The 19,741-nt window shown below is 62.2% G+C and carries 17 protein-coding genes; 5 read left to right on the top strand and 12 right to left on the bottom strand.

Annotation, left to right across the window (positions count from 1 at the left end; all coding sequences use genetic code 11):
- Positions 1-111: 111 nt before the first annotated feature.
- The 6 genes from NNA36_RS00390 to NNA36_RS00415 form a co-directional block, all read right to left on the bottom strand.
- Positions 112-1,101 (bottom strand): ABC transporter substrate-binding protein, encoded by a 990-nt coding sequence (locus NNA36_RS00390; RefSeq protein ID WP_255103197.1) that lies wholly within the window; start codon positions 1,099-1,101, stop codon positions 112-114.
- Positions 1,102-1,163: 62 nt separating this feature from the next.
- Positions 1,164-2,003, bottom strand: a complete 840-nt coding sequence (locus NNA36_RS00395) for an ABC transporter permease (RefSeq protein WP_255103198.1) — start codon at positions 2,001-2,003, stop codon at positions 1,164-1,166.
- Positions 2,000-2,887, bottom strand: a complete 888-nt coding sequence (locus NNA36_RS00400) for an ABC transporter permease (protein ID WP_255103199.1) — start codon at positions 2,885-2,887, stop codon at positions 2,000-2,002. The genes NNA36_RS00395 and NNA36_RS00400 overlap by 4 nt, the downstream gene beginning before the upstream one ends.
- A gap of 42 nt (positions 2,888-2,929) precedes the next feature.
- A complete protein-coding gene (locus NNA36_RS00405; RefSeq protein ID WP_255103201.1) occupies positions 2,930-3,715 on the bottom strand; it encodes an ABC transporter ATP-binding protein in 786 nt (261 codons plus the stop codon).
- 76 nt (positions 3,716-3,791) lie between these two features.
- The gene (hydA, locus tag NNA36_RS00410) at positions 3,792-5,249 is read right to left on the bottom strand and encodes a dihydropyrimidinase (protein ID WP_255103203.1); all 1,458 of its coding nucleotides are present in this window, start codon (positions 5,247-5,249) and stop codon (positions 3,792-3,794) included.
- A gap of 96 nt (positions 5,250-5,345) precedes the next feature.
- On the bottom strand, positions 5,346-6,596 hold the full coding sequence (locus NNA36_RS00415; RefSeq protein ID WP_255103205.1) for a Zn-dependent hydrolase: 1,251 nt from the start codon (positions 6,594-6,596) through the stop codon (positions 5,346-5,348).
- Positions 6,597-6,736: 140 nt separating this feature from the next.
- Between NNA36_RS00415 and NNA36_RS00420 the strand changes: the two genes are divergently transcribed.
- Complete coding sequence (locus NNA36_RS00420; RefSeq protein WP_255103207.1) at positions 6,737-7,384, top strand: TetR/AcrR family transcriptional regulator; 648 nt, start codon at positions 6,737-6,739, stop codon at positions 7,382-7,384.
- Between the two features lie 83 nt (positions 7,385-7,467).
- Positions 7,468-8,091: a TetR family transcriptional regulator C-terminal domain-containing protein gene (locus NNA36_RS00425; protein ID WP_255103209.1), complete on the top strand. Its 624-nt coding sequence runs from the start codon at positions 7,468-7,470 to the stop codon at positions 8,089-8,091.
- Positions 8,092-8,096: 5 nt separating this feature from the next.
- Here the strand turns inward: NNA36_RS00425 and NNA36_RS00430 are convergent, their stop codons facing one another.
- From NNA36_RS00430 to NNA36_RS00440, 3 genes are all read right to left on the bottom strand, one after another.
- Positions 8,097-8,987, bottom strand: coding sequence for a DMT family transporter (locus tag NNA36_RS00430; protein ID WP_255103211.1), 891 nt, complete (start codon positions 8,985-8,987; stop codon positions 8,097-8,099).
- A 200-nt stretch (positions 8,988-9,187) separates the two neighbouring features.
- On the bottom strand, positions 9,188-10,492 hold the full coding sequence (gene preA, locus NNA36_RS00435) for an NAD-dependent dihydropyrimidine dehydrogenase subunit PreA (protein WP_255103213.1): 1,305 nt from the start codon (positions 10,490-10,492) through the stop codon (positions 9,188-9,190).
- A gap of 18 nt (positions 10,493-10,510) precedes the next feature.
- Positions 10,511-11,833 (bottom strand): NAD(P)-dependent oxidoreductase, encoded by a 1,323-nt coding sequence (locus NNA36_RS00440; protein ID WP_255103215.1) that lies wholly within the window; start codon positions 11,831-11,833, stop codon positions 10,511-10,513.
- A gap of 316 nt (positions 11,834-12,149) precedes the next feature.
- Here NNA36_RS00440 and NNA36_RS00445 point away from each other — a divergent pair, with 316 nt between their 5' ends.
- Positions 12,150-12,356: a cold-shock protein gene (locus NNA36_RS00445; protein WP_255103216.1), complete on the top strand. Its 207-nt coding sequence runs from the start codon at positions 12,150-12,152 to the stop codon at positions 12,354-12,356.
- Positions 12,357-12,422: 66 nt separating this feature from the next.
- On the opposite strand, the gene NNA36_RS00450 is transcribed toward NNA36_RS00445, so the two are convergent.
- On the bottom strand, positions 12,423-13,082 hold the full coding sequence (locus tag NNA36_RS00450; RefSeq protein WP_255103219.1) for an arylesterase: 660 nt from the start codon (positions 13,080-13,082) through the stop codon (positions 12,423-12,425).
- A gap of 15 nt (positions 13,083-13,097) precedes the next feature.
- Between NNA36_RS00450 and NNA36_RS00455 the strand changes: the two genes are divergently transcribed.
- Positions 13,098-13,781 (top strand): ABC transporter ATP-binding protein, encoded by a 684-nt coding sequence (locus tag NNA36_RS00455; RefSeq protein WP_255103221.1) that lies wholly within the window; start codon positions 13,098-13,100, stop codon positions 13,779-13,781.
- On the top strand, positions 13,778-16,303 hold the full coding sequence (locus tag NNA36_RS00460) for an ABC transporter permease (RefSeq protein ID WP_255103223.1): 2,526 nt from the start codon (positions 13,778-13,780) through the stop codon (positions 16,301-16,303). Before NNA36_RS00455 ends, NNA36_RS00460 begins: the two co-directional genes overlap by 4 nt.
- Positions 16,304-16,425: 122 nt before the next feature.
- Here NNA36_RS00460 and gcvP read toward each other — a convergent pair whose 3' ends face one another.
- Both gcvP and gcvH read right to left on the bottom strand, forming a co-directional pair.
- A complete protein-coding gene (gene gcvP, locus NNA36_RS00465) occupies positions 16,426-19,251 on the bottom strand; it encodes an aminomethyl-transferring glycine dehydrogenase (protein WP_255103225.1) in 2,826 nt (941 codons plus the stop codon).
- A 123-nt stretch (positions 19,252-19,374) separates the two neighbouring features.
- Positions 19,375-19,734, bottom strand: a complete 360-nt coding sequence (gene gcvH, locus NNA36_RS00470) for a glycine cleavage system protein GcvH (protein ID WP_255103227.1) — start codon at positions 19,732-19,734, stop codon at positions 19,375-19,377.
- Positions 19,735-19,741: the final 7 nt, after the last annotated feature.

Raw genomic sequence — 19,741 nt, forward strand, 5'->3', positions numbered from 1 at the left:
ATTCTATTTTCCATATATAAGCGCAACACTCCCGATGTGAACCCCATGAAAAAAGGGCCGGGGAAATCCCCGGCCCTTCCCCCGCGTGCTCCCCGCGGTTTGACGCAAAACTTAGTTCAGCGCCTTGTCGGTGATGGCATGGGTCCATGCGCCTTCCGGCTTTTTGGTGATGACCGGATCGGAACCGCCCGACATCAGGCTTTCCACGGTCCGCTCATAGTCGGCCGGGTCCAGCGCGCCGTTCGAACCGGCGGTCAGCTTGGCGATTTCGCCCATCATGCGCACCTGGTGCTCTTCGGTCTGTGCACCCGAAGCATCGTTGTCCAGAACGATCATCGCCGCGTCAGCCGGGTTTTCCTCGGCCCACTTCCAACCCTTCATCGACGCACGCACAAAGCGCACCATCTTGTCGACAAAGGCCGGATCGTTCAGGTTGTCTTCCAGCACGTACATGCCGTCTTCCAGCGTCGCCACGCCCTGATCTTCATACTTGAACACCACGAGGTCATCGGGGCTCAGGCCGGCGTCGATGATCTGCCAGTATTCGTTGTAGGTCATGGTCGACACACAGGCCGCTTGACCCTGCAGGATCGGATCAACGTTGAAGCCCTGCTTCAGAACGGTCACGCCATCCGCGCCGCCTTCGGTCGACAGGCCCAGCTTGCTCATCCAGCTCAGGAACGGATACTCGTTGCCGAAGAACCAGACACCCAGGGTTTTCCCGGCGAAATCAGCTGGCGACGAGACGCCCGCATCCTTGCGGCAGGTCAGCATCATGCCCGACGATTTGAACGGCTGCGCGATGTTCACCAGCGGCAGGCCCTTCTCGCGGCTGGCAAGCGCCGACGGCATCCAGTCCAGAACCACATCGGCCCCACCGCCCGCGATCACCTGTGCCGGCGCGATATCCGGGCCACCCGGCTTGATGGTAACGTTCAGACCTTCTTCTTCGTAAAAGCCCTTGTCGGCGGCCACGTAGTAGCCTGCAAATTGCGATTGCGTCACCCACTTGAGCTGAAGGGTCACGTCATCGGCGGCCTGTGCCACGCCGGCCGCAAGGCCAAGCGCAGCGGCGCCTAAAGTCTTGATGATGGTTTTCATGTCTTACTCTCCTTGTTGAATGTTTTGTCCTGTTATTCTTGGACTTATCGTTAACGTATATGTCAGCCCCGCTGCGACGGGTGCCAGAAGGTCACGGCCTTTTCCAGGAGCGCAACGCCCCCATAGAAAGCCGATCCAACCACTGCGGCCACCACGATCTCGGCCCAGACCAGATCCAGCGCCAGTTGGCCTACCGAGGTCGAGATGCGGAACCCCATGCCCTTGATGGGCGACCCGAAGAATTCAGCCACAATCGCACCGATCAGCGCAAGGGTGGTGGCAATCTTCAGGCCATTGAAAATGAACGGCATCGCCGCGGGAAGCCGCAGTTTGATGAGGCTTTGGGCATAACTTGCCGCATAGGTCCGCATCAGGTCACGCTGCATGTGATCCGTGGCCTGAAGGCCCTGTACCGTGTTCACAAGCATCGGGAAGAACACCATGACCACCACAACCGCCGCCTTCGACTGCCAGTCAAAGCCGAACCACATCACGAGGATCGGGGCCATGCCGATGATCGGCAGCGCCGCCACGAAGTTCCCCACCGGCAAAAGCCCCCGTTGCAGGAACGGAAAACGGTCCACCGCGATCGCCGTCAGGAAGGCCGCGCCGCATCCCATGACATAGCCTGACAAGGCCCCCTTGATCACGGTCTGCACGAAATCTTCCCACAGGATGCCGGTCGACACCGCAAAGCGCGCTGCGATCATCGTGGGCGCCGGCAACAGAACCGGCGAAATCTCGAAGCCACGCACCACGCATTCCCACAACACGATGAGGGTCACGCCAAAGATGATGGGCACCGCAAGCCGTGTTGCGCGGGTTTTCGGCTGGTTGGCCAGCCAGACATTCAGGCGCCACCCGGCCAGCCACGCTATGATACCTGTGATTGCCCAGATCATCGCACCATCCCCATCCGTTTAAGCACCACGTTCTGCACGAGGCCAATCAGTCCCACGAGGGCCGCCGCCAGTGCCGCCGCCACAAGAAGCGCACTCCAGATCTGGATCGTCTGACCATAGTAGCTGCCACCAAGCAGGCGCGCACCAAGGCCGGCCACGGCACCCGTCGGCAACTCGCCAACGATGGCCCCCACCAGCGACGCCGCCATCGCGATCTTCAGCGAGGTGAACAGGTAAGGCATCGACGACGGCAGGCGCAGCTTCCAGAACTCCTGGTTGCCGCTCGCATTCCACGTCTTCATCTGGTCAAGCTGCATATGGTCAGGGCTACGCAGCCCCTTCACCATCCCTACGACAACAGGGAAGAACGACAGGTACATCGAGATCACAGCCTTCGGCAAAAGCCCCGAGATGCCCACCGCGTTCAGCACCACGATGATCATCGGCGCAATCGCAAGGATCGGAATGGTCTGGCTCGCGATCACCCAGGGCATGATGCTCATGTCCATCGTACGGTTATAGACAATGCCCACCGCCAGCGCGATGCCAAGCCCGGTGCCAAGCACAAAGCCAAGCAGCGTCGAACTCAGGGTGATCCAGCTGTGGTACAGCAACGAGCGTTTCGAAAACGCACGTCCCCGCACCACCATGTCCCCCGTGGTCTTCCAGATCTCCGCCCCCACCTGATGTGGCGGCGGCAGCTTGGGCTTTTTCTGATTCATCGTATCGGCGATCAGTTCCGAGGTGCTCAACTCCACCCCGGCCCGTTTCGCCTTGTCATACGCCCAGGGCGCATTCAGCGCGACCGAGCCCGCGTACCACAACACAAAGATGGCGATCACCACCGTGAGAATGGGGCCTATGCGATACCAGACGGCCTTCATCGGCGCACCTCCCGCCCCATGATTGATCCGGGGCCTTGAAACCTATTCGTCATCTGCATGCCCCGCCCGTAGACCATCCCGCACCCGGTGCGCGATGTCGATGAACTCCTGGCTGTCGCGAATATCCAGCGGACGCTCCTTCGGCAGGGTGCTTTCGATGACGTCGGTGATCCGGCCCGGACGGGGCGACATCACCACGATCTTGGTCGACAGGTACACCGCCTCGGGGATCGAGTGGGTCACGAAACCGATGGTCTTGTTGGTGCGCGCCCACAGCTCCAGAAGCTGCTCATTCAGGTGATCGCGCACGATCTCGTCCAGCGCCCCGAACGGCTCATCCATCAACAGGATATCGGCATGGAACGCCAGCGCCCGCGCGATCGAGGCCCGCTGCTGCATGCCGCCCGACAACTGCCAAGGGAACTTCTTCTCGAAGTTATCAAGATGCACCAGTTCCAGCACTTCCTTCACGGCCGCATCCTGCTCGGCCTTGCTCACGCCCATGATCTCGAGCGGCAGGCGGATGTTGCCGCCAATGGTGCGCCAGGGATACAGGCCCGCATGCTGGAACACATACCCATAGGCCCGCGCCTTGCGTGCCTCTTCCGGGCTCACGCCATTCACCGTGATCTCGCCCGCCGTGGGTTTTTCAAGGTCCGCCATCACCCGCAGGAACGTGGTCTTGCCACACCCCGACGGGCCGATGAAGCTGACAAAATCCCCCTTGTTGATCTCAAGATTCACGTCTTTCAACGCATGCACCGGACCGTCGTTGGTCTCGAAAGTCAGCGACAGGTTCTTCGCGCTGATGACAGGGTCTTTGGTCAAGGTCTTGCTCCGCTGGCCGAATGTGGCTTGCTTGTTGGTGTTGCGCCCCGTCCGAACCGGTCAGGGCGCATATGTCTTATACGCCGGTTGCCGGAATGCCGCTGCGCTCCACGGGACGTGGGGCCGTCAATTCCTTCCAGGTGCTCAGCGCCTTGTTCACGGTGGTGTTGGCCTCGCGTGCCACGAACTTGCCGTGCCCTTCCTGCGTCTGGATCACCCCGTCGTTCACGGCCACCTGGCCACGGGTCAGGGTAAAGCGCGGCAGGCCCTTCACGTGATGGCCCTCGAACACGTTGTAGTCAATCGAGGACTGCTGGCTCCCGGCCGAGATGGTCTTCTCCTTCTCCGGATCCCACACCACGAGGTCCGCATCGGCCCCCACCAGAACCGCGCCCTTCTTGGGATAGCAGTTCAGGATCTTGGCGATATTGGTCGAGGTCACCGCCACGAACTCGTTCATCGTCAAACGGCCAGTGTTCACCCCGTGGGTCCACAACATCGGCAGACGATCCTCAAGACCGCCGGTCCCGTTCGGGATCTTCGAGAAATCACCCACGCCATAGCGTTTCTGCTCGGTGGTAAAGGCACAGTGGTCCGTTGCCACCACGCTCAGCGACCCCGACTGCAAGCCGGCCCAGAGCGAATCCTGGTGCTTCTGGTTGCGGAACGGCGGCGACATCACGCGACGCGCGGCATGGTCCCAATCGGTGTTGAAATATTCGCTCTCATCCAGCGTCAGGTGCTGGATCAGCGGCTCGCCCCAGACACGCTTGCCCTGCATGCGGGCGCGGCGGATGGCTTCATGCGCCTCCTCGCAGGAGGTGTGCACCACGTAAAGCGGAACGCCCGCCATATCGGCAATCATGATGGCACGGTTGGTGGCTTCACCTTCCACCTGCGTGGGGCGCGAATAGGCATGCGCCTCGGGGCCGGTGTTGCCCTCGGCCAAAAGCTTGGCGGTCATCTCGGCCACCACGTCACCGTTCTCGGCATGTACCATCGCGATCCCGCCCAGTTCGGCCAGGCGGTTGAAGCTCGCATAAAGCTCGTCGTCATTCACCATCAACGCGCCTTTATAGGCGAGGAAGTGCTTGAAGGTGTTGATACCGCGATCTTCGATAATGGTTTTCATGTCGTTGAAAACCTGCTCACCCCACCAGGTCACGGCCATGTGGAACGAGTAGTCACAGTTCGCGCGGGTCGACTTGTTGTCCCAGCGTTTGATCGCGTCCAGCAGGCTTTCACCCGGATTTGGCAGGCAGAAATCCACCACCATCGTCGTGCCCCCCGCCAGACCCGCCCGCGTGCCGCTTTCGAAATCATCGCTGGAATAGGTGCCCATGAAGGGCATCTCGAGGTGCACGTGCGGATCAATGCCACCGGGCATGACGTAACAGCCGGTCGCGTCCAGCACCTCGTCGCCCTTCAGGTCCGCCCCGATCTCGATGATCTGGCCACCCTCGACCAGCACATCCGCCTTGTACGTCAGGTCTGCGGTAACAACGGTCCCGCCCTTGATAACCTTGGTTGTCATTGTTCTTCTCCCTGCGCGCCTGGCTCCTGGGCCGGCTTCTTCTTGGTCAAAATACCCCGGGGGTCCGGGGGCAGCGCCCCCGATCCAGCCCGTGTCTCACTCCACGATCTCTGCCGTCTCCAGAACTGCATGCAACATCACATCCGTGCCAGCCGCCGCCCAGTCCCTGGAAATCTCTTCCGCCTCATTGTGCGAAAGCCCGTCGACACAGGGGCACATGATCATCGCCGTCGGCGCCACCTGGTTGATCCAGCAGGCATCATGCCCCGCACCCGAGATGATATCGAGATGCGAATAGCCCAGCCGCTCAGCCGCATTGCGCACCGCGGTGACACAGCCCTCGTCAAAGGCCACCGGATCAAATCCGCCAACCTTTTCAAACGCGATGCTCAGCCCCATCTCGTCGGCAATCTTCTGGCCCTCGACACGCAGACGCTCTTCCATGTCGGTGATCACCGACAGCTCGGGCGAGCGGAAGTCGACGGTGAACACCACCTTGCCCGGGATCACGTTGCGCGAGTTCGGATAGACATCGATATGACCTGCCGCGCCCACCGCGTGCGGGGCGTGGCTCCATGCGATCTCATCCACTTTTTCAAGAACGCGGGCCATCCCCAACCCGGCGTTCTTGCGCATCGGCATTGGAGTCGATCCCGTATGCGCGTCTTTTCCTTCGATGGTCACCTGGGTCCAGCTCAGACCCTGTCCGTGGGTGACAACCCCGATATCCTTGCCCTCGGCTTCAAGGATCGGTCCCTGTTCGATATGCAGCTCGAACATCGCGTGCATCTTGCGCTGGCCCACGGGTTCGTCCCCGCGCCAGCCGATCCGCTTCAGCTCGTCGCCAAACTTCAGCCCCTCGGCGTCTTCGCGATCATAGGCCCAGTCCTCGGTGTGGATACCTGCGAAAACGCCCGACGACAGCATCGCCGGGGCAAACCGCGTGCCCTCCTCGTTGGTCCAGTTGGTCACCACGATCGGATGCTTGGTCTTGATCCCCAGGTCCTTGATCGTGCGCAGCACCTCAAGCCCGCCCAGAACACCAAGCACGCCATCGTACTTGCCACCTGTCGGCTGGGTATCAAGATGCGATCCCATGTAGACCGGCAGCGCATCGGGGTCGGTGCCGGGATATTCGGCGAACATGTTGCCCATGGTGTCCAGCCCCATGGTACAGCCGACCTCTTCACACCATTTCTGGAACAGGGCACGGCCCTCGCCGTCCTCGTCCGTGACGGTCTGGCGGTTGTTGCCACCGGCCACACCGGGGCCGATCTTGGCCATCTCCATCAGGCTGTCCCACAGCCGATCGCCATTGATCTTGATGTTCTCGCCGGGTGCGGCCATCTCAACACTCCCTATGTCTTTGTTCACGGACCCTTGTTTCACGGGCCTCTTGCCAATCGATCAATCCTGACCGTATGGTCAAGTTCAGGGCACCACAGTCTGACCAACCGGTCAAGATTTTTCTGCAACGGGAATTTGTCATGTCGCAAGCGCAACGCTCCAACAGCAAAAAAGAACGTCGCCAGGAAAGCGAAGCGCTCATTTTATCAGCAGCGGAAAAAGTCTTTGCAGAGGCAGGGTTTGGCGGCGCCACCATGCAGCTGATCGCCGATGTGGCCGGGCTGCCGAAAGCCAACCTGCACTACTACTTTCCAACCAAGGAAAAACTCTACCGACAGGTGGTGCAGAACATCTTCCAGGTCTGGTTGCAGGCCGCCGACATCTTCGATCAGGCCGAGGGACCTGCCGAAGGAATCGGCGCCTACATCGACGCCAAGATGGAAATCTCGCGCCGTCATCCCAACGGCTCCAAGGTCTGGGCCTCCGAGGTCATGCACCGCGCGCCGGTCATTCAGGACTATCTCGAAACCACCCTGCGCGACTGGACCGAAGGGCGCGCGCGGATCATCGAACGCTGGATCGCCGAGGGTCGGATGGCCCCGATCAACCCGCGCCACCTGCTTTACATGCTCTGGGCGACAACCCAGCACTACGCCGATTTCGGCCACCAGATCGAAACCCTGAACGACGGCCAACAGCTCTCGGACGCCCAGTGGGAAGAGGCCAAGGCCAGCGTGAAAGAGATCATCCTGCGCGGCATCGGGGTCGACATCGCGGCGGAAAACTGACGCCCGATAGCACCGTTTCGGCGCTGGACGCCTCCGCGCTCCTGCCGTATCCTGCCCGTCAACGCTGACAACGGACGATCGCAATGGCATCCCAAGAGGCAACGGCCAAGAAACCCAGCCGCATCCAGCTGCGCAACCGCAAGCGCATCCTCGATGCCGCCCTCGAGGTCTTTTCCCGCCACGGTTACCGTGGGGCCACCCTCGACCAGATCGCCGAGGAAGCCGGGCTCTCAAAGCCCAATATCCTCTACTATTTCGACGGCAAGGAAGACATCCACGTCACCCTTCTCAACCAGTTGATGGAAAGCTGGCTCGACCCGCTGGACCATATGGACCCCGAGGGCGACCCGCTTGAGGAACTCCTCGGCTATGTCCGCCGCAAAGTGGCCATGACCCGCGAATTCCCGCGTGAGAGCCGGCTGTTTGCCAATGAAATCCTGCAAGGCGCGCCGCGCATGGGGCCGCACCTCGAAAGCGGGCTGAAACCGCTGTTCGATCAGAAATGCGCCCTGATCCAGTCCTGGATCGACGCCGGACGCCTCGCGCCCTGTGATCCCCGCCACCTGATCTTCTCGATCTGGGCCACCACCCAGCACTACGCCGATTTCGACGCGCAGGTGCGGGTACTGATGGCAGGAGAAAAAGGCGTGATCGACGGCGGCGGCCAGCATCTTGAAACCATGTTCCGCAAGATGCTGACGCCCTGATCGCCTCAGGGCATCTGGATCGGCGGCTTGCGCCGCGCCCCTGAAACCGCGTTGCCGATGATCGCAGCCAACAGGATCGCGCCGCCCAGCAATGTCGCCCGCGACGCCGTCTCGCCCAGGAACACCCAAACCCAGACCGGGCCCAGCACCACCTCGGCAAGTGACAACAGGGTGAGTTCGACCGCAGGCACCGTTTTTGATCCCAAGGTGTAGAGCACGAGGCCGGTACCCACCTGCGCAACGCCCATGACCATGGCAACCGTCCCGTCCTGCGCGGTCAGGACAAAGGATAGCCCCATCACAAGACACACCACGCCGGTAATGCCGATCGCAAACAAGCCGGACAGGAACACCGCTGGCAGCATCTCGACATTCCTGCCCCACCGAAGAGCAACAGTGAACACCGCGAACCCGACAGAAGAGCCCAGCGCTGCAAGATTGCCAATCAACGAGGATTGTCCGCTGTCATCCGAAACCATCAGCAGCACGCCCCCCATCGCCACCGCAATGGCAACCCACGTCGCAAATCGAACGCGTTCCCCCAAAACAAGCCGCGCCAGCACCGCCGAGGCAAACGGCGCGCAGGCAAACAGAAGCATCGCATTGGCAACCGAGGTCTTCTGGATCGCAAAGATCGCCCCGCTATAGGCCGCCACCAGCCCAAGCCCTCCAATCGCCCCGGCCGCCCCTGTCTCGAGCGCCATGCGGAACGGATTGCGACCGGTCCGAACCAGGATCACGACAAACAGGAACACCGACAGGCTGATGGATCGATACAAAAGGATTTGCCAGACCTGCGCCTCTTCAATCAGTCGAATGCCAAGACCAACGGTAGACCACAGCATCCCCGCCACGAAGACCAGCACCATGCCGCGGTTGCGTCCCCAATCTCCCATCTGCGCCTCCTGTTTCCAAGGCCAAGCCTGACGGGAGGAAACGCGGGGAACTGTCTTGTTTCCGACATATGCACGAAATGCGACATGTTTCTGCAAGGCAAAGGAAAACCCGCCGCTGGAGGACAGTCACGCGACGGGTTTCCGGTGCGGCTCTGGGCCACTTTCAGCAACCAGGGGCCACTCCCCGGTTGCACATTGTGTTACTCCGCGGCCTGCGCCATCGGGTTGTTGGGGTGCGCGGTCCAGTTGCCATAGTCAGCCTCAACCGGCTTGCCCGTGCGCTCGTCCATCTCGCCCGCCTCAAGCGTGCGCATGGTGATGCAGTTCTCGACGGGGCAGACATTGACGCAGAGGTTGCAGGCCACGCATTCATCGTCCTTCACGGTGAACACGCGATCCTCGCTCATCTCGATCGCCTGGTGGCTGGTATCTTCGCAGGCGGCATAGCACCGGCCGCACTTGATACAGTCGTCCTGGTTGATCACGGCCTTGGTCACGTGATTGAGGTTCAGGTACTGCCAGTCGGTCACGTTCGGCGTCGCAAGACCGACGAAATCAGCGGTGCTTTCATAGCCCTTTTCGTCCATCCACTGCGACAGACCCGAGATCATTTCCTGAACGATCTTGAAGCCATAGGTCATCGCCGCCGTGCAAACCTGCACGTTGCCAGCCCCCAGCGCCATGAACTCCGCCGCATCGCGCCAGGTGGTCACGCCACCGATCCCCGAGATCGGCAGGTTCGCCGTGGCCGGGTTGCGGGCAATCTCGGCCACCATGTTCATCGCGATCGGCTTCACCGCCGGACCGCAATAGCCGCCATGCGTGCCCTTGCCGTCGATCATCGGCTCCGGGCTCATCACGTCAAGGTTCACCGAGGTGATCGAATTGATCGTGTTGATCAGGCTGACCGCATCCGCACCACCGCGCAGCGCGGCTTCGGCCGGGTACAGGATGTTTGTAATGTTCGGCGTCAGCTTCACGATCACCGGCAGGTCAGTCGCTTCCTTGCACCAGCGCGCCACCATCTCGATGTAATCCGGCACCTGCCCGACAGCCGACCCCATACCGCGCTCGGCCATGCCATGCGGACAGCCAAAGTTCAGCTCGAACCCGTCACAGCCGGTTTCCGCGATCATCGGCAGGATGCGCTTCCACTCGTCTTCCTCGCAGGGCACCATGACCGAGGCGATCAGGGCGTGATCGGGATAATCCCGCTTCACCCGCGTCATCTCTTCAAGGTTCACCTCAAGCGGACGGTCGGTGATCAACTCGATGTTGTTCAGCCCCAGCAAACGCCGGTCCGCCCCGTGGATCGCGCCATAGCGCGGCCCGTTCACGTTCACGACCGGAGGACCTTCCGACCCGAGGGTCTTCCAGACCACACCGCCCCAACCGGCCTCAAAGGCACGGCGAACGTTGTATTCCTTGTCCGTCGGCGGCGCCGAGGCCAGCCAGAACGGGTTTGGGGATTTGATCCCGATGAAATCACTTTCGAGATTGGCCATTTCGCTATCTCCCTTGTCTTACGCCATCAACGTGGCGTGAATGTCTTCTGCCGCATCACGGCCCTCGGCCACGGCAGTCACGGTCAGGTCGTCGCCTCCCGAGGCACAGTCGCCCCCGGCCCAGACCCCATCAACACTGGTGCGCCCGGTGCCATCCACCGCGATCTTGCGCCCTTCCAGCGCCGGCAGCCCCTCGCCTTCCAGCGTCTGGCCAATCGCCTTGAACACCTGATCCGCGGCAAGACGCACGGTCTGGCCGGTTGGCGCGAGATCATCGCCAGTATACTCGAATTCGATTTCGCGCACCGCACCATTGCCGATCACCGCCTTGGGCGAGGCATTGGTGATGATCCGCACGCCCTTGGAGGCCGCCAGATCCTGTTCGAACACGCTGGCGTTCATCCGGTCACGTCCCCGACGGTAGACAAGGCTCACGTTCAGCGCGCCCAGCAGCTTGGCCTGAACCGCGGCATCCACAGCCGTCATACCACCGCCGATCACCACGACATCGCGCCCGATCTCGACATCGGCAAGGTCCGATGCCTGACGCAGGTCGGAAATGAAATCCACCGCATCCAGCACGCCGGACTTGTCCTCACCATCCACGCCAAGCGCATTGACGCCGCCAAGCCCGATACCAAGGAACACGGCGTCATACTCGGCCTTCAGGCCATCCAGTGTCAGGCCATCGCCAAGCTTCTTACCGGTCTCCACCGTGATACCGCCGATCTTCAAAAGCCAGTCCACTTCGCGCGCCGCAAAGTTCTCGACCGATTTGTACGAGGCGATACCAAATTCGTTCAGACCTCCCGCCTTGGCGCGGGCGTCAAACACGGTCACGTCGTGGCCATACATCGCCAGACGGTGCGCCGCCGACAGGCCCGCAGGCCCGGCGCCCACAACAGCCACCTTCTTGCCGGTTGCCGTGTCACGCTCGAACGGATGCACATCCGCCGCCATCAGCGTGTCGGTGGCATAGCGCTGCAAACGGCCAATCTCGACCGGCTTGCCCTCGGCAACCTCGCGCACGCAGACTTCTTCGCACAGGGTCTCGGTCGGACACACCCGCGCGCACATGCCGCCCAGGATATTCTGGCTCAGGATCGTCCTCGCCGCCGCTTCCGGCGTGCCGGTCGCGATCTGGCGGATGAACAGCGGAATATCAATGTCTGTCGGACAGGCCGTCATGCAGGGCGCGTCATGGCAGAAATAGCAGCGATCCGCCGCCACCAACGCCTCGTGGTCTTCCAGTTGCGGATGCAGATCCGCAAAGTTCTCGGCAAGTTGCCCGGGCGCCAATCGCCCGGCCACAACCCCTTCGCTCAACGGTGATTTGGTCATTCTCTCTCCCCGTGTCATCGTTTGGCTATTTGAGAACAGCGTCTCATGGGTTTATTTTTTTATCAACTGGTAAAATTTGAATGCCATTCAAAAACCCGCAAACGCCCAATTCTTCATCAAAAATTCATGCCCCAATCCCACGGATTGATCCGAAAATGATCCGAATTTGCTTGAGATTCGCAGCCACGACCCGCATATAAAAACCGCAACGTTACCTCTATCGACACCCTGTTCCTTGCGGCTCAGTCACTCGATCTTGCTCTGACTAAGCCGATCTGCCGCAATTCCGTGGGCAGCAAAAACAGGAGAAACGACGATGGCAACTGGCACCGTCAAATGGTTCAACACCACCAAAGGCTACGGCTTTATTGCGCCCGAAGATGGCGGCAAAGACGTATTCGTACACATTTCCGCAGTTGAGCGCGCAGGCCTGACCGGTCTGGCCGACAACCAGAAGGTCACCTACGACCTCGAAACCGGCCGCAACGGCCGTGAAGCAGCGACCAACATCGCTCTGGCCTGATCTTCAGGCTATCGCTTTGAACACCGAAAGCGCCCTCACCCGGGGCGCTTTTTTGCCGCGCGCGGGTTATTCGATCTCTGCGACCAGCGCCAAAACATCCGGGCCCAGCCCCTCAACGATCAGCGCCACGCCTTCCGCGTTGGGATGGATGCCATCCGGCTGCATCAGATCGCGCAGCGCACTCGGATCCTGCACGCCCAGCCCCGCAAAGAAGTTCTCGGTCAGAAGCGTGCCGTATTCTGCAGACAGTTCGGGATAGATCGCATCAAACTCCTGTTTGTAGTCGGGCCCGAAATTGTTCGATGCCTTCATACCCACCAAAAGCACCGCGACCCCCTTGGCCTTTGCCACCTCGAGAATACCGGCAAGGTTGGCCCGTGCAGCCTCGGGTGCAATGCCGCGCAACATGTCGTTGCCGCCAAGGATCACCATCATGGCGTCGATGTCCTCGGTCAGGCTCCACTCGGCCCGCGCGAAACCGCCCGCCGTCGTGTCACCACTGACCCCGCCATTCACAAGCCGCACATCTGCGCCCTGTTCCGCCAGCCAGACCCGCATCTGCGGCACCAGCCCGTTCTGCTCGATCAGGCCATAGCCTTGGGTCAAACTGTCACCAAGCGCCAGAATACTCACCTGTTCCGCCGAAACCGGTGCTGCAAGGGCAAAAACCAGTGCCGCTGCCTTGCTCAGACGCGACAGTCCCCCATATTGCCTAGAACGGTTCATTAGACAGGTTCCCCCATGACTACGGTACTCTCCCTTAAAGATGCGCGTCTTGCCCTGGATGGCAATGCCGGACGGATCGAAATCCTGCATGGCATCTCGCTTGACGTTGCGAAAGGGGAAACCCTCGGTCTTGTCGGTCCCTCCGGTTCTGGCAAATCCTCGCTCCTGATGCTTATGGGCGGGCTCGAGCTTGCCACGGGCGGCCAGATTTCCGCCTTGGGGCAGGATCTCAGCGCCATGAACGAAGACGCGCTGGCCCGGTTTCGCCGCGATCACATGGGCGTCGTGTTCCAGAGCTTCCACCTTGTCCCTACGATGACCGCGCTGGAAAACGTCGCCACCCCGCTGGAACTGGCGGGCGACCGCGATGCCTTTGACCGCGCGATGGACGAACTCGACGCCGTCGGCCTCGCCCACCGCGCCGATCACTTCCCGCGCCAGATGTCAGGCGGTGAACAACAGCGCGTGGCGCTTGCTCGCGCCGTTGCACCGCGCCCCGACATTCTGTTGGCCGACGAACCCACCGGCAACCTCGACCAGACCAACGGCGAAGCCATCATCGACCTGCTGTTCTCGCTGCGCGACCGCCACGGCGCAACCCTCGTCATGGTCACCCACTCCCATCGCCTCGCCAACCGCTGCGACCGCGTGATCCGCCTGCGCGATGGCCGCATCGACCAGCAAGAGGCCGCCGCATGAGCCTCGCCCTGGCCTGGCGTTTCGCCCGACGTGAACTGCGCGGTGGCCTTGCCGGCTTCCGCATCTTCCTTGCCTGTCTCGCCCTTGGTGTGGCAACCATCGCCGCCATCGGTTCGGTGCGCGCCAGTATCGAGGCCGGCCTCGCCGCCGAAGGCGCCGCCCTGCTCGGCGGAGACGCCGAGATGGAATTCACCTACCGCTTCGCCTCCAACGAGGAACGCGCATGGATGGATGCCAACGCCACGGCAATCTCCGAGGTGGTCGATTTCCGCTCGATGGCCGTTGTCACCCGCGACGACCAGACCGAACGCGGCCTCACCCAGGTCAAGGCCTCCGACAGCGCCTATCCCCTGATCGGCAGGGCCACCCTCTCTCCCGATATCCCGCTTCAGGACGCCCTTGGTCAGCACGACGGCCTGCCCGGCGGCGTGATGCAGCAACTCCTGATCGACCGCCTCGGTCTAGAGATCGGCGACACTTTCAAACTCGGCACACAGGAGTTCCGCCTGACCGCCGCACTTGAAAACGAACCCGACAACGCGGGCGGTTTCGGCCTTGCCCCGCGCACCATCGTCGCCACCCCCGCGCTTGAAAACGCGGGCCTGCTTGCCCCCGGCACGCTGTTTACCACCAAGTACCGCCTCACCCTGCCCGAAACCGCAGACCTTCAGGCCACCAAGTCCGACGCGCTGAACCGTTTTGAATCCACCGGCCTGCGCTGGCGCGACAGCCGCAACGGCGCGCCCGGCATTGCCACCTTCGTCGAACGCCTCGGCGCCTTCCTGATCCTTGTCGGCCTGTCCGGCCTTGCCGTCGGTGGCATCGGCGTCTCCGCCGCGATCCGCGCCTACCTTTCGCGCAAGACAACCGTCATCGCGATCCTGCGCAGCCTCGGTGCCGAGCGCAAAACCATCTTCCTCACCTACTTCCTGCAAATCGGCGTGCTGTCGATCGTCGGCATCCTGCTCGGCCTGATCCTCGGTGCCGGCCTGCCCCTCCTGCTGGCCCCGATCCTGCAATCGCGCCTGCCGGTCCCGGCCATCTTCACCCTCTACCCGATGCCGCTGATCGAAGCCGCCACCTACGGCGCCTTGACCGCGCTGATCTTCACCCTCTGGCCGCTGGCCCGCACCGAGGACGTGCGCGCCGCCGCCCTGTTCCGCGATGCCGCCGGTGCGGCCCGAACCCTGCCCGCCGCGCGCTACATCCTTTCAACGGCGGCACTGCTGGCCCTGCTTCTCGCGCTGGCCGGCTGGCTCTCCGGCTCATGGGCGCTGACGCTCTGGTCCGCCGTGGGTATCCTCGGGGCGCTGATCCTTCTGGCCATTGCCGCCGCGGGCATCAGCCGCCTTGCCAAATCCGCGGCCCCTCGCGCCCGACGTCGTCCGGCCTTGCGCTGGGCGCTGAATGCGATCTCCTCGGCACATGAACCGGCCCTGCCCGTGGTCCTCTCCCTCGGTCTCGGCCTCTCGGTCCTGTCTGCCGTGGGCCAGATCGATGGCAATCTGCGCAACGCCATCGCCCGCGACCTGCCCACCGTGGCCCCCTCCTATTTCTTCGTCGACATCCAGAAAACCCAGATCGACGCCTTCCTCGACCGCCTCGACACCGATCCGGCCGTCTCGAAAACCGAAACCGCGCCGATGCTGCGCGGCCTTATCACCCGCATCAACGACCGCCCCGCCAAGGAGGTCGCCGGCGACCACTGGGTCATTCGCGGTGACCGCGGCGTTACCTATTCGGCAGAGATTCCCGGAACCACCTCAGTCACCGAAGGTGCCTGGTGGCCCGCCGACTACAGCGGCGCACCGCAAATCAGCTTCGCCGCCGAAGAGGCCGCCGAGATGGGTCTGAAACTGGGCGACAGCCTGACCATCAACATCCTTGGCCGCGACATCACCGGCACCATCACCTCCTTCCGCAACGTCGATTTCTCGACCGCCGGTATGGGCTTTGTGATGGTCATGAACCCCTCCGCCCTCGCCGGTGCCCCGCACAGTTTCATCGCCACCGTCTATGCCGAGGAACAGGCCGAAGCCGCCATCCTGCGCGACCTCTCCAATGCCTATCCCAACATCACGGCGATCCGCGTGCGCGACGCGATCTCGCGCGTGTCCGACCTGCTGTCGGGGCTGGCCGACGCCACCTCCTACGGTGCTTCTGTCATGCTGGTCACCGGCTTCCTCGTGCTGATCGGGGCCGCCGCCGCCAGCCAGACCAGCCGCATCTATGAATCCGCGATCCTGAAAACCCTCGGCGCGCCGCGCGCCCGGGTTCTCGCCTCTTTCGCGATCCGCGCAGGCCTCACCGGCGCGGCCGCCGGTTTTGTCGCCCTCGCCGCGGGCATCACCGGTGCCTGGGCGGTGACCTACTTCGTGCTGGAGACCGATTTCGCAGTGATCTGGCCAAATGCGCTGACCATCGTGACCGGCGGTGTTCTGGCAACCCTGCTGGCCAGCCTGTTCTTTGCCGCCGCCCCCCTTGCGGCGCGTCCGGCCCGCATCCTGCGCGCCCGCGAATAGGCAAGGCCGGGGCGCTGCCCCGGACCCCGGAGTATTTCCGGTGCATTGAAGCCCCCTCTGTTTCAATGCACAAAAAATACTCTCGCCGAAGGCAAAGGCCCCGCTCTGGCGGGGCCTTTTTCTTAGTCTTCGACGTAGTCGTCCATCGGTGGGCAGATACAGACAAGGTTGCGGTCCCCCCAGGCATTGTCGACCCGGTTCACCGGCGGCCAGTACTTGTCCACGCGGAACGATCCCGGCGGGAAACAGCCCTGTTCGCGCGAATAGGGACGATCCCAGTCCTTCACGAGGTCTTCCATCGTGTGCGGCGCGTTTTTCAGCGGGTTGTTCTGCGCATCCATGCGGCCTTCCTCGATCTCGCGGATTTCCTCGCGGATCGCCAGCATCGCATCGCAGAAACGGTCCAGCTCGGCCTTGGTCTCCGACTCTGTCGGCTCAATCATCAGCGTCCCCGCCACCGGCCAGCTCATGGTCGGCGCGTGGAAGCCTGTGTCGATCAGACGTTTCGCGATATCGTCCACGCTCACATCGGCACTCTCGGCATAGGGGCGTGTGTCGATGATGCACTCATGCGCCACCCGACCCGTCGGCCCCTTGTAGAGCACCTCAAAGGCCCCTTCGAGGCGCTTGGCGATGTAGTTGGCATTCAGAATGGCCACTCGCGTTGCCTGCGTCAGCCCCTCGCCGCCCATCATCAGGATATAGGCCCAGGAAATCGGCAGCACCGAGGCCGAACTGAAGGGCGCGGCACTTACCGCGCCTGCCTTCTCGGGCAGGTGCGGCACGAGGTGCGCCTTCACACCGATCGGACCCATGCCGGGACCACCCCCGCCATGCGGAATGGCAAAGGTCTTATGCAGGTTCAGGTGGCTCACGTCGCCCCCCAGATCGCCAGGCCGGCTCAGGCCCACCATCGCGTTCATGTTGGCCCCGTCGATATAGACCTGCCCGCCGTGATCGTGGGTCACCTGGCAGACCTCGCGCACGGTCTCTTCAAAGACCCCGTGGGTCGAGGGATAGGTGATCATGCAGCCCGCGAGATCGGCGCTGTGCGTCTCGGCCTTGGCCCGAAAATCCTCGAGGTCGATATCGCCATTGTCCGCCGACTTCACCGGCACCACCTTCCATCCGACCATCTGCGCCGAGGCCGGGTTGGTGCCGTGAGCGCTCATCGGGATGAGGCAGACATTGCGGTGCCCCTCGCCGCGCGCGGCATGGTAATCCTTGATGGTCAGGAGCCCGGCATATTCGCCCTGCGCGCCCGAGTTCGGCTGCAACGAGAAGTCATCGTAGCCCGTCACCTGACACAGCTTGTCCGACAGATCGCGGAACATCTCGTGATAACCCGCCGCCTGATCCTTGGGGGCAAACGGGTGGATCAGCGAGAACTCCCGCCAGCTGACCGGCATCATCTCGGCCGCCGAATTGAGCTTCATGGTGCAGGAGCCAAGCGGGATCATCGCGCGATCAAGAGCAAGGTCGCGGTCGGCAAGGCGGCGCATATAGCGCATCATCTCGGTTTCCGCCCGGTTCATGTGGAAAATCGGGTGGGTCAGGTAGTCGCTGCGCCGGTGCATGTTTTCGGGCACCCGGTATTCCGGGGTGAAATCATCGTCCTTGTGTTCGATCCCGAAGGCGCGCCACACCGCTTCAAGGGTCGCAGGCCGCGTGGCCTCGTCCAGCGTGATGCCGACCCGGCGTTCGCCAACCTTGCGAAGGTTGATGTTCTCGTCCAGCGCCGACTTGATGACAGCGGCCTGAAGGGGTCCGACATCAACCGTGATGGTGTCAAAGAAGGATTGCGGATCAACCTTGAACCCGTTGTCTTCAAGCACATTCGCAAGGCGTACGGTTTTGCGATGGATGCGCTGCGCAATCGCCTTGAGGCCCTTGGGACCGTGGAACACAGCATACATCGAGGCCATCACCGCCAACAGCGCCTGCGCCGTACAGACGTTCGATGTCGCCTTTTCGCGGCGGATATGCTGTTCGCGGGTTTGCAGCGACAGGCGGTAGGCCCGGTTGCCGTGGCTGTCGATCGACACGCCGATGATCCGCCCTGGCATGTTGCGCTTGTAGGCATCTTTGGTGGCCATATAGGCCGCGTGCGGGCCGCCATAGCCCATCGGAACGCCAAAACGCTGGGTTGTGCCCACGGCAATATCCGCCCCCATCGCGCCCGGCTCCTTCAACAGGGTCAACGACAGCGGATCGGCCGAGATGATGCCGATGGCCTTGTTCTCGTGCAGGGCGGTGATGTGATCGGTAAAGTCGCGCACATGGCCATAGGTGCCGGGATACTGGAAGATTGCACCGAACACCTTGTCGGCTTCCATCTTGTCGGGATTTCCCACCACGACCTCGATGCCCAGCGGCTTGGCGCGGGTCTTGATCACCGCGATGTTCTGCGGATGGCAGTCGCGGTCGACAAAGAACACCTTGGATTTCGATTTCGACACACGCTCGGCCATCGTCATCGCCTCGGCACAGGCCGTGGCCTCGTCCAAAAGCGAGGCATTGGCGATCTCGAGGCCGGTCAGGTCCGAAATCATCGTCTGGAAGTTCAAAAGCGCCTCGAGACGCCCCTGCGAGATCTCGGGCTGATAGGGCGTGTAGGCGGTGTACCAGGCCGGGTTCTCGAGGATATTGCGCTGGATGGCCGGCGGCGTGACCGTGCCATGATAGCCCTGACCGATCAGCGAGGTCATCACCTTGTTCTTCGCGGCCGTCACCCGCATGTGGTGCAACAACTCGCGTTCAGACAACGGGCGTCCAAAATCCAGCGGCTTTTCCTGCCGGATGCTCTCTGGCACCGTGTCGGCGATCAACGCATCAAGATCTTCTGCCCCCACAACTTCGAGCATATCCGCCATCTCTTCGGGTGACGGCCCGATGTGACGCCGGTTGGCAAAGTCGTAAGGCAAGTAGTCGGTCGGTTTGAACGGCATGTCGTCCTCCAATAATCCTCTGTTGACGCGCCCGTCTCCGGCCGCGCCCCACCCCTCTTCAAGTTGTCCCGCAATCATCCGCACCGCGCCGCTCCCTGGCGCGGGCGGACAAGGGAAAGGCGCTTAGCCGATAAAATCGTTGTAGGCGGCTTCGTCCATGTAGTCGTCCATCTGGGACGCATCCGCCGCCTTGATCTTGAAGAACCAGGCATCGCCCATCGGGTCTTCGTTCACCTTGCCCGGATCATCCGCCAGGGCTTCGTTTACCTCGACGATCTCGCCATCGATCGGCGCAAGGATGTCCGAGGCCGCCTTGACCGACTCGATCACACAGACCTCTTCGTCCTTGGTCACTTCGGTGCCCGGCTCAGGCAGTTCCACGAACACCACATCGCCCAGCTGTTCGCTGGCATGCGTGGTGATCCCCACAACCACCACGTCATCCTCGACGCGCAGCCATTCGTGCTCTTCGGTGAATTTCATCTGATCC

It is taken from the genome of Shimia sp. CNT1-13L.2, assembly GCF_024331145.1.
GTDB lineage: Bacteria > Pseudomonadota > Alphaproteobacteria > Rhodobacterales > Rhodobacteraceae > Shimia.

What these genes read in the sequence shown, in the direction of transcription:
- gcvH (WP_255103227.1), bottom strand. Translation starts at nt 19,734, where the DNA reads ATGAAATTCACCGAAGAGCACGAATGGCTGCGCGTCGAGGATGACGTG.
- NNA36_RS00415 (WP_255103205.1), bottom strand. Translation starts at nt 6,596, where the DNA reads ATGGCCGCACCCGGCGAGAACATCAAGATCAATGGCGATCGGCTGTGG.
- NNA36_RS00450 (WP_255103219.1), bottom strand. Translation starts at nt 13,082, where the DNA reads ATGAACCGTTCTAGGCAATATGGGGGACTGTCGCGTCTGAGCAAGGCA.
- NNA36_RS00445 (WP_255103216.1), top strand. Translation starts at nt 12,150, where the DNA reads ATGGCAACTGGCACCGTCAAATGGTTCAACACCACCAAAGGCTACGGC.
- NNA36_RS00460 (WP_255103223.1), top strand. Translation starts at nt 13,778, where the DNA reads ATGAGCCTCGCCCTGGCCTGGCGTTTCGCCCGACGTGAACTGCGCGGT.
- preA (WP_255103213.1), bottom strand. Translation starts at nt 10,492, where the DNA reads ATGGCCAATCTCGAAAGTGATTTCATCGGGATCAAATCCCCAAACCCG.
- NNA36_RS00390 (WP_255103197.1), bottom strand. Translation starts at nt 1,101, where the DNA reads ATGAAAACCATCATCAAGACTTTAGGCGCCGCTGCGCTTGGCCTTGCG.
- NNA36_RS00455 (WP_255103221.1), top strand. Translation starts at nt 13,098, where the DNA reads ATGACTACGGTACTCTCCCTTAAAGATGCGCGTCTTGCCCTGGATGGC.
- NNA36_RS00395 (WP_255103198.1), bottom strand. Translation starts at nt 2,003, where the DNA reads ATGATCTGGGCAATCACAGGTATCATAGCGTGGCTGGCCGGGTGGCGC.
- NNA36_RS00400 (WP_255103199.1), bottom strand. Translation starts at nt 2,887, where the DNA reads ATGAAGGCCGTCTGGTATCGCATAGGCCCCATTCTCACGGTGGTGATC.
- gcvP (WP_255103225.1), bottom strand. Translation starts at nt 19,251, where the DNA reads ATGCCGTTCAAACCGACCGACTACTTGCCTTACGACTTTGCCAACCGG.
- NNA36_RS00440 (WP_255103215.1), bottom strand. Translation starts at nt 11,833, where the DNA reads ATGACCAAATCACCGTTGAGCGAAGGGGTTGTGGCCGGGCGATTGGCG.
- hydA (WP_255103203.1), bottom strand. Translation starts at nt 5,249, where the DNA reads ATGACAACCAAGGTTATCAAGGGCGGGACCGTTGTTACCGCAGACCTG.
- NNA36_RS00430 (WP_255103211.1), bottom strand. Translation starts at nt 8,987, where the DNA reads ATGGGAGATTGGGGACGCAACCGCGGCATGGTGCTGGTCTTCGTGGCG.
- NNA36_RS00420 (WP_255103207.1), top strand. Translation starts at nt 6,737, where the DNA reads ATGTCGCAAGCGCAACGCTCCAACAGCAAAAAAGAACGTCGCCAGGAA.
- NNA36_RS00425 (WP_255103209.1), top strand. Translation starts at nt 7,468, where the DNA reads ATGGCATCCCAAGAGGCAACGGCCAAGAAACCCAGCCGCATCCAGCTG.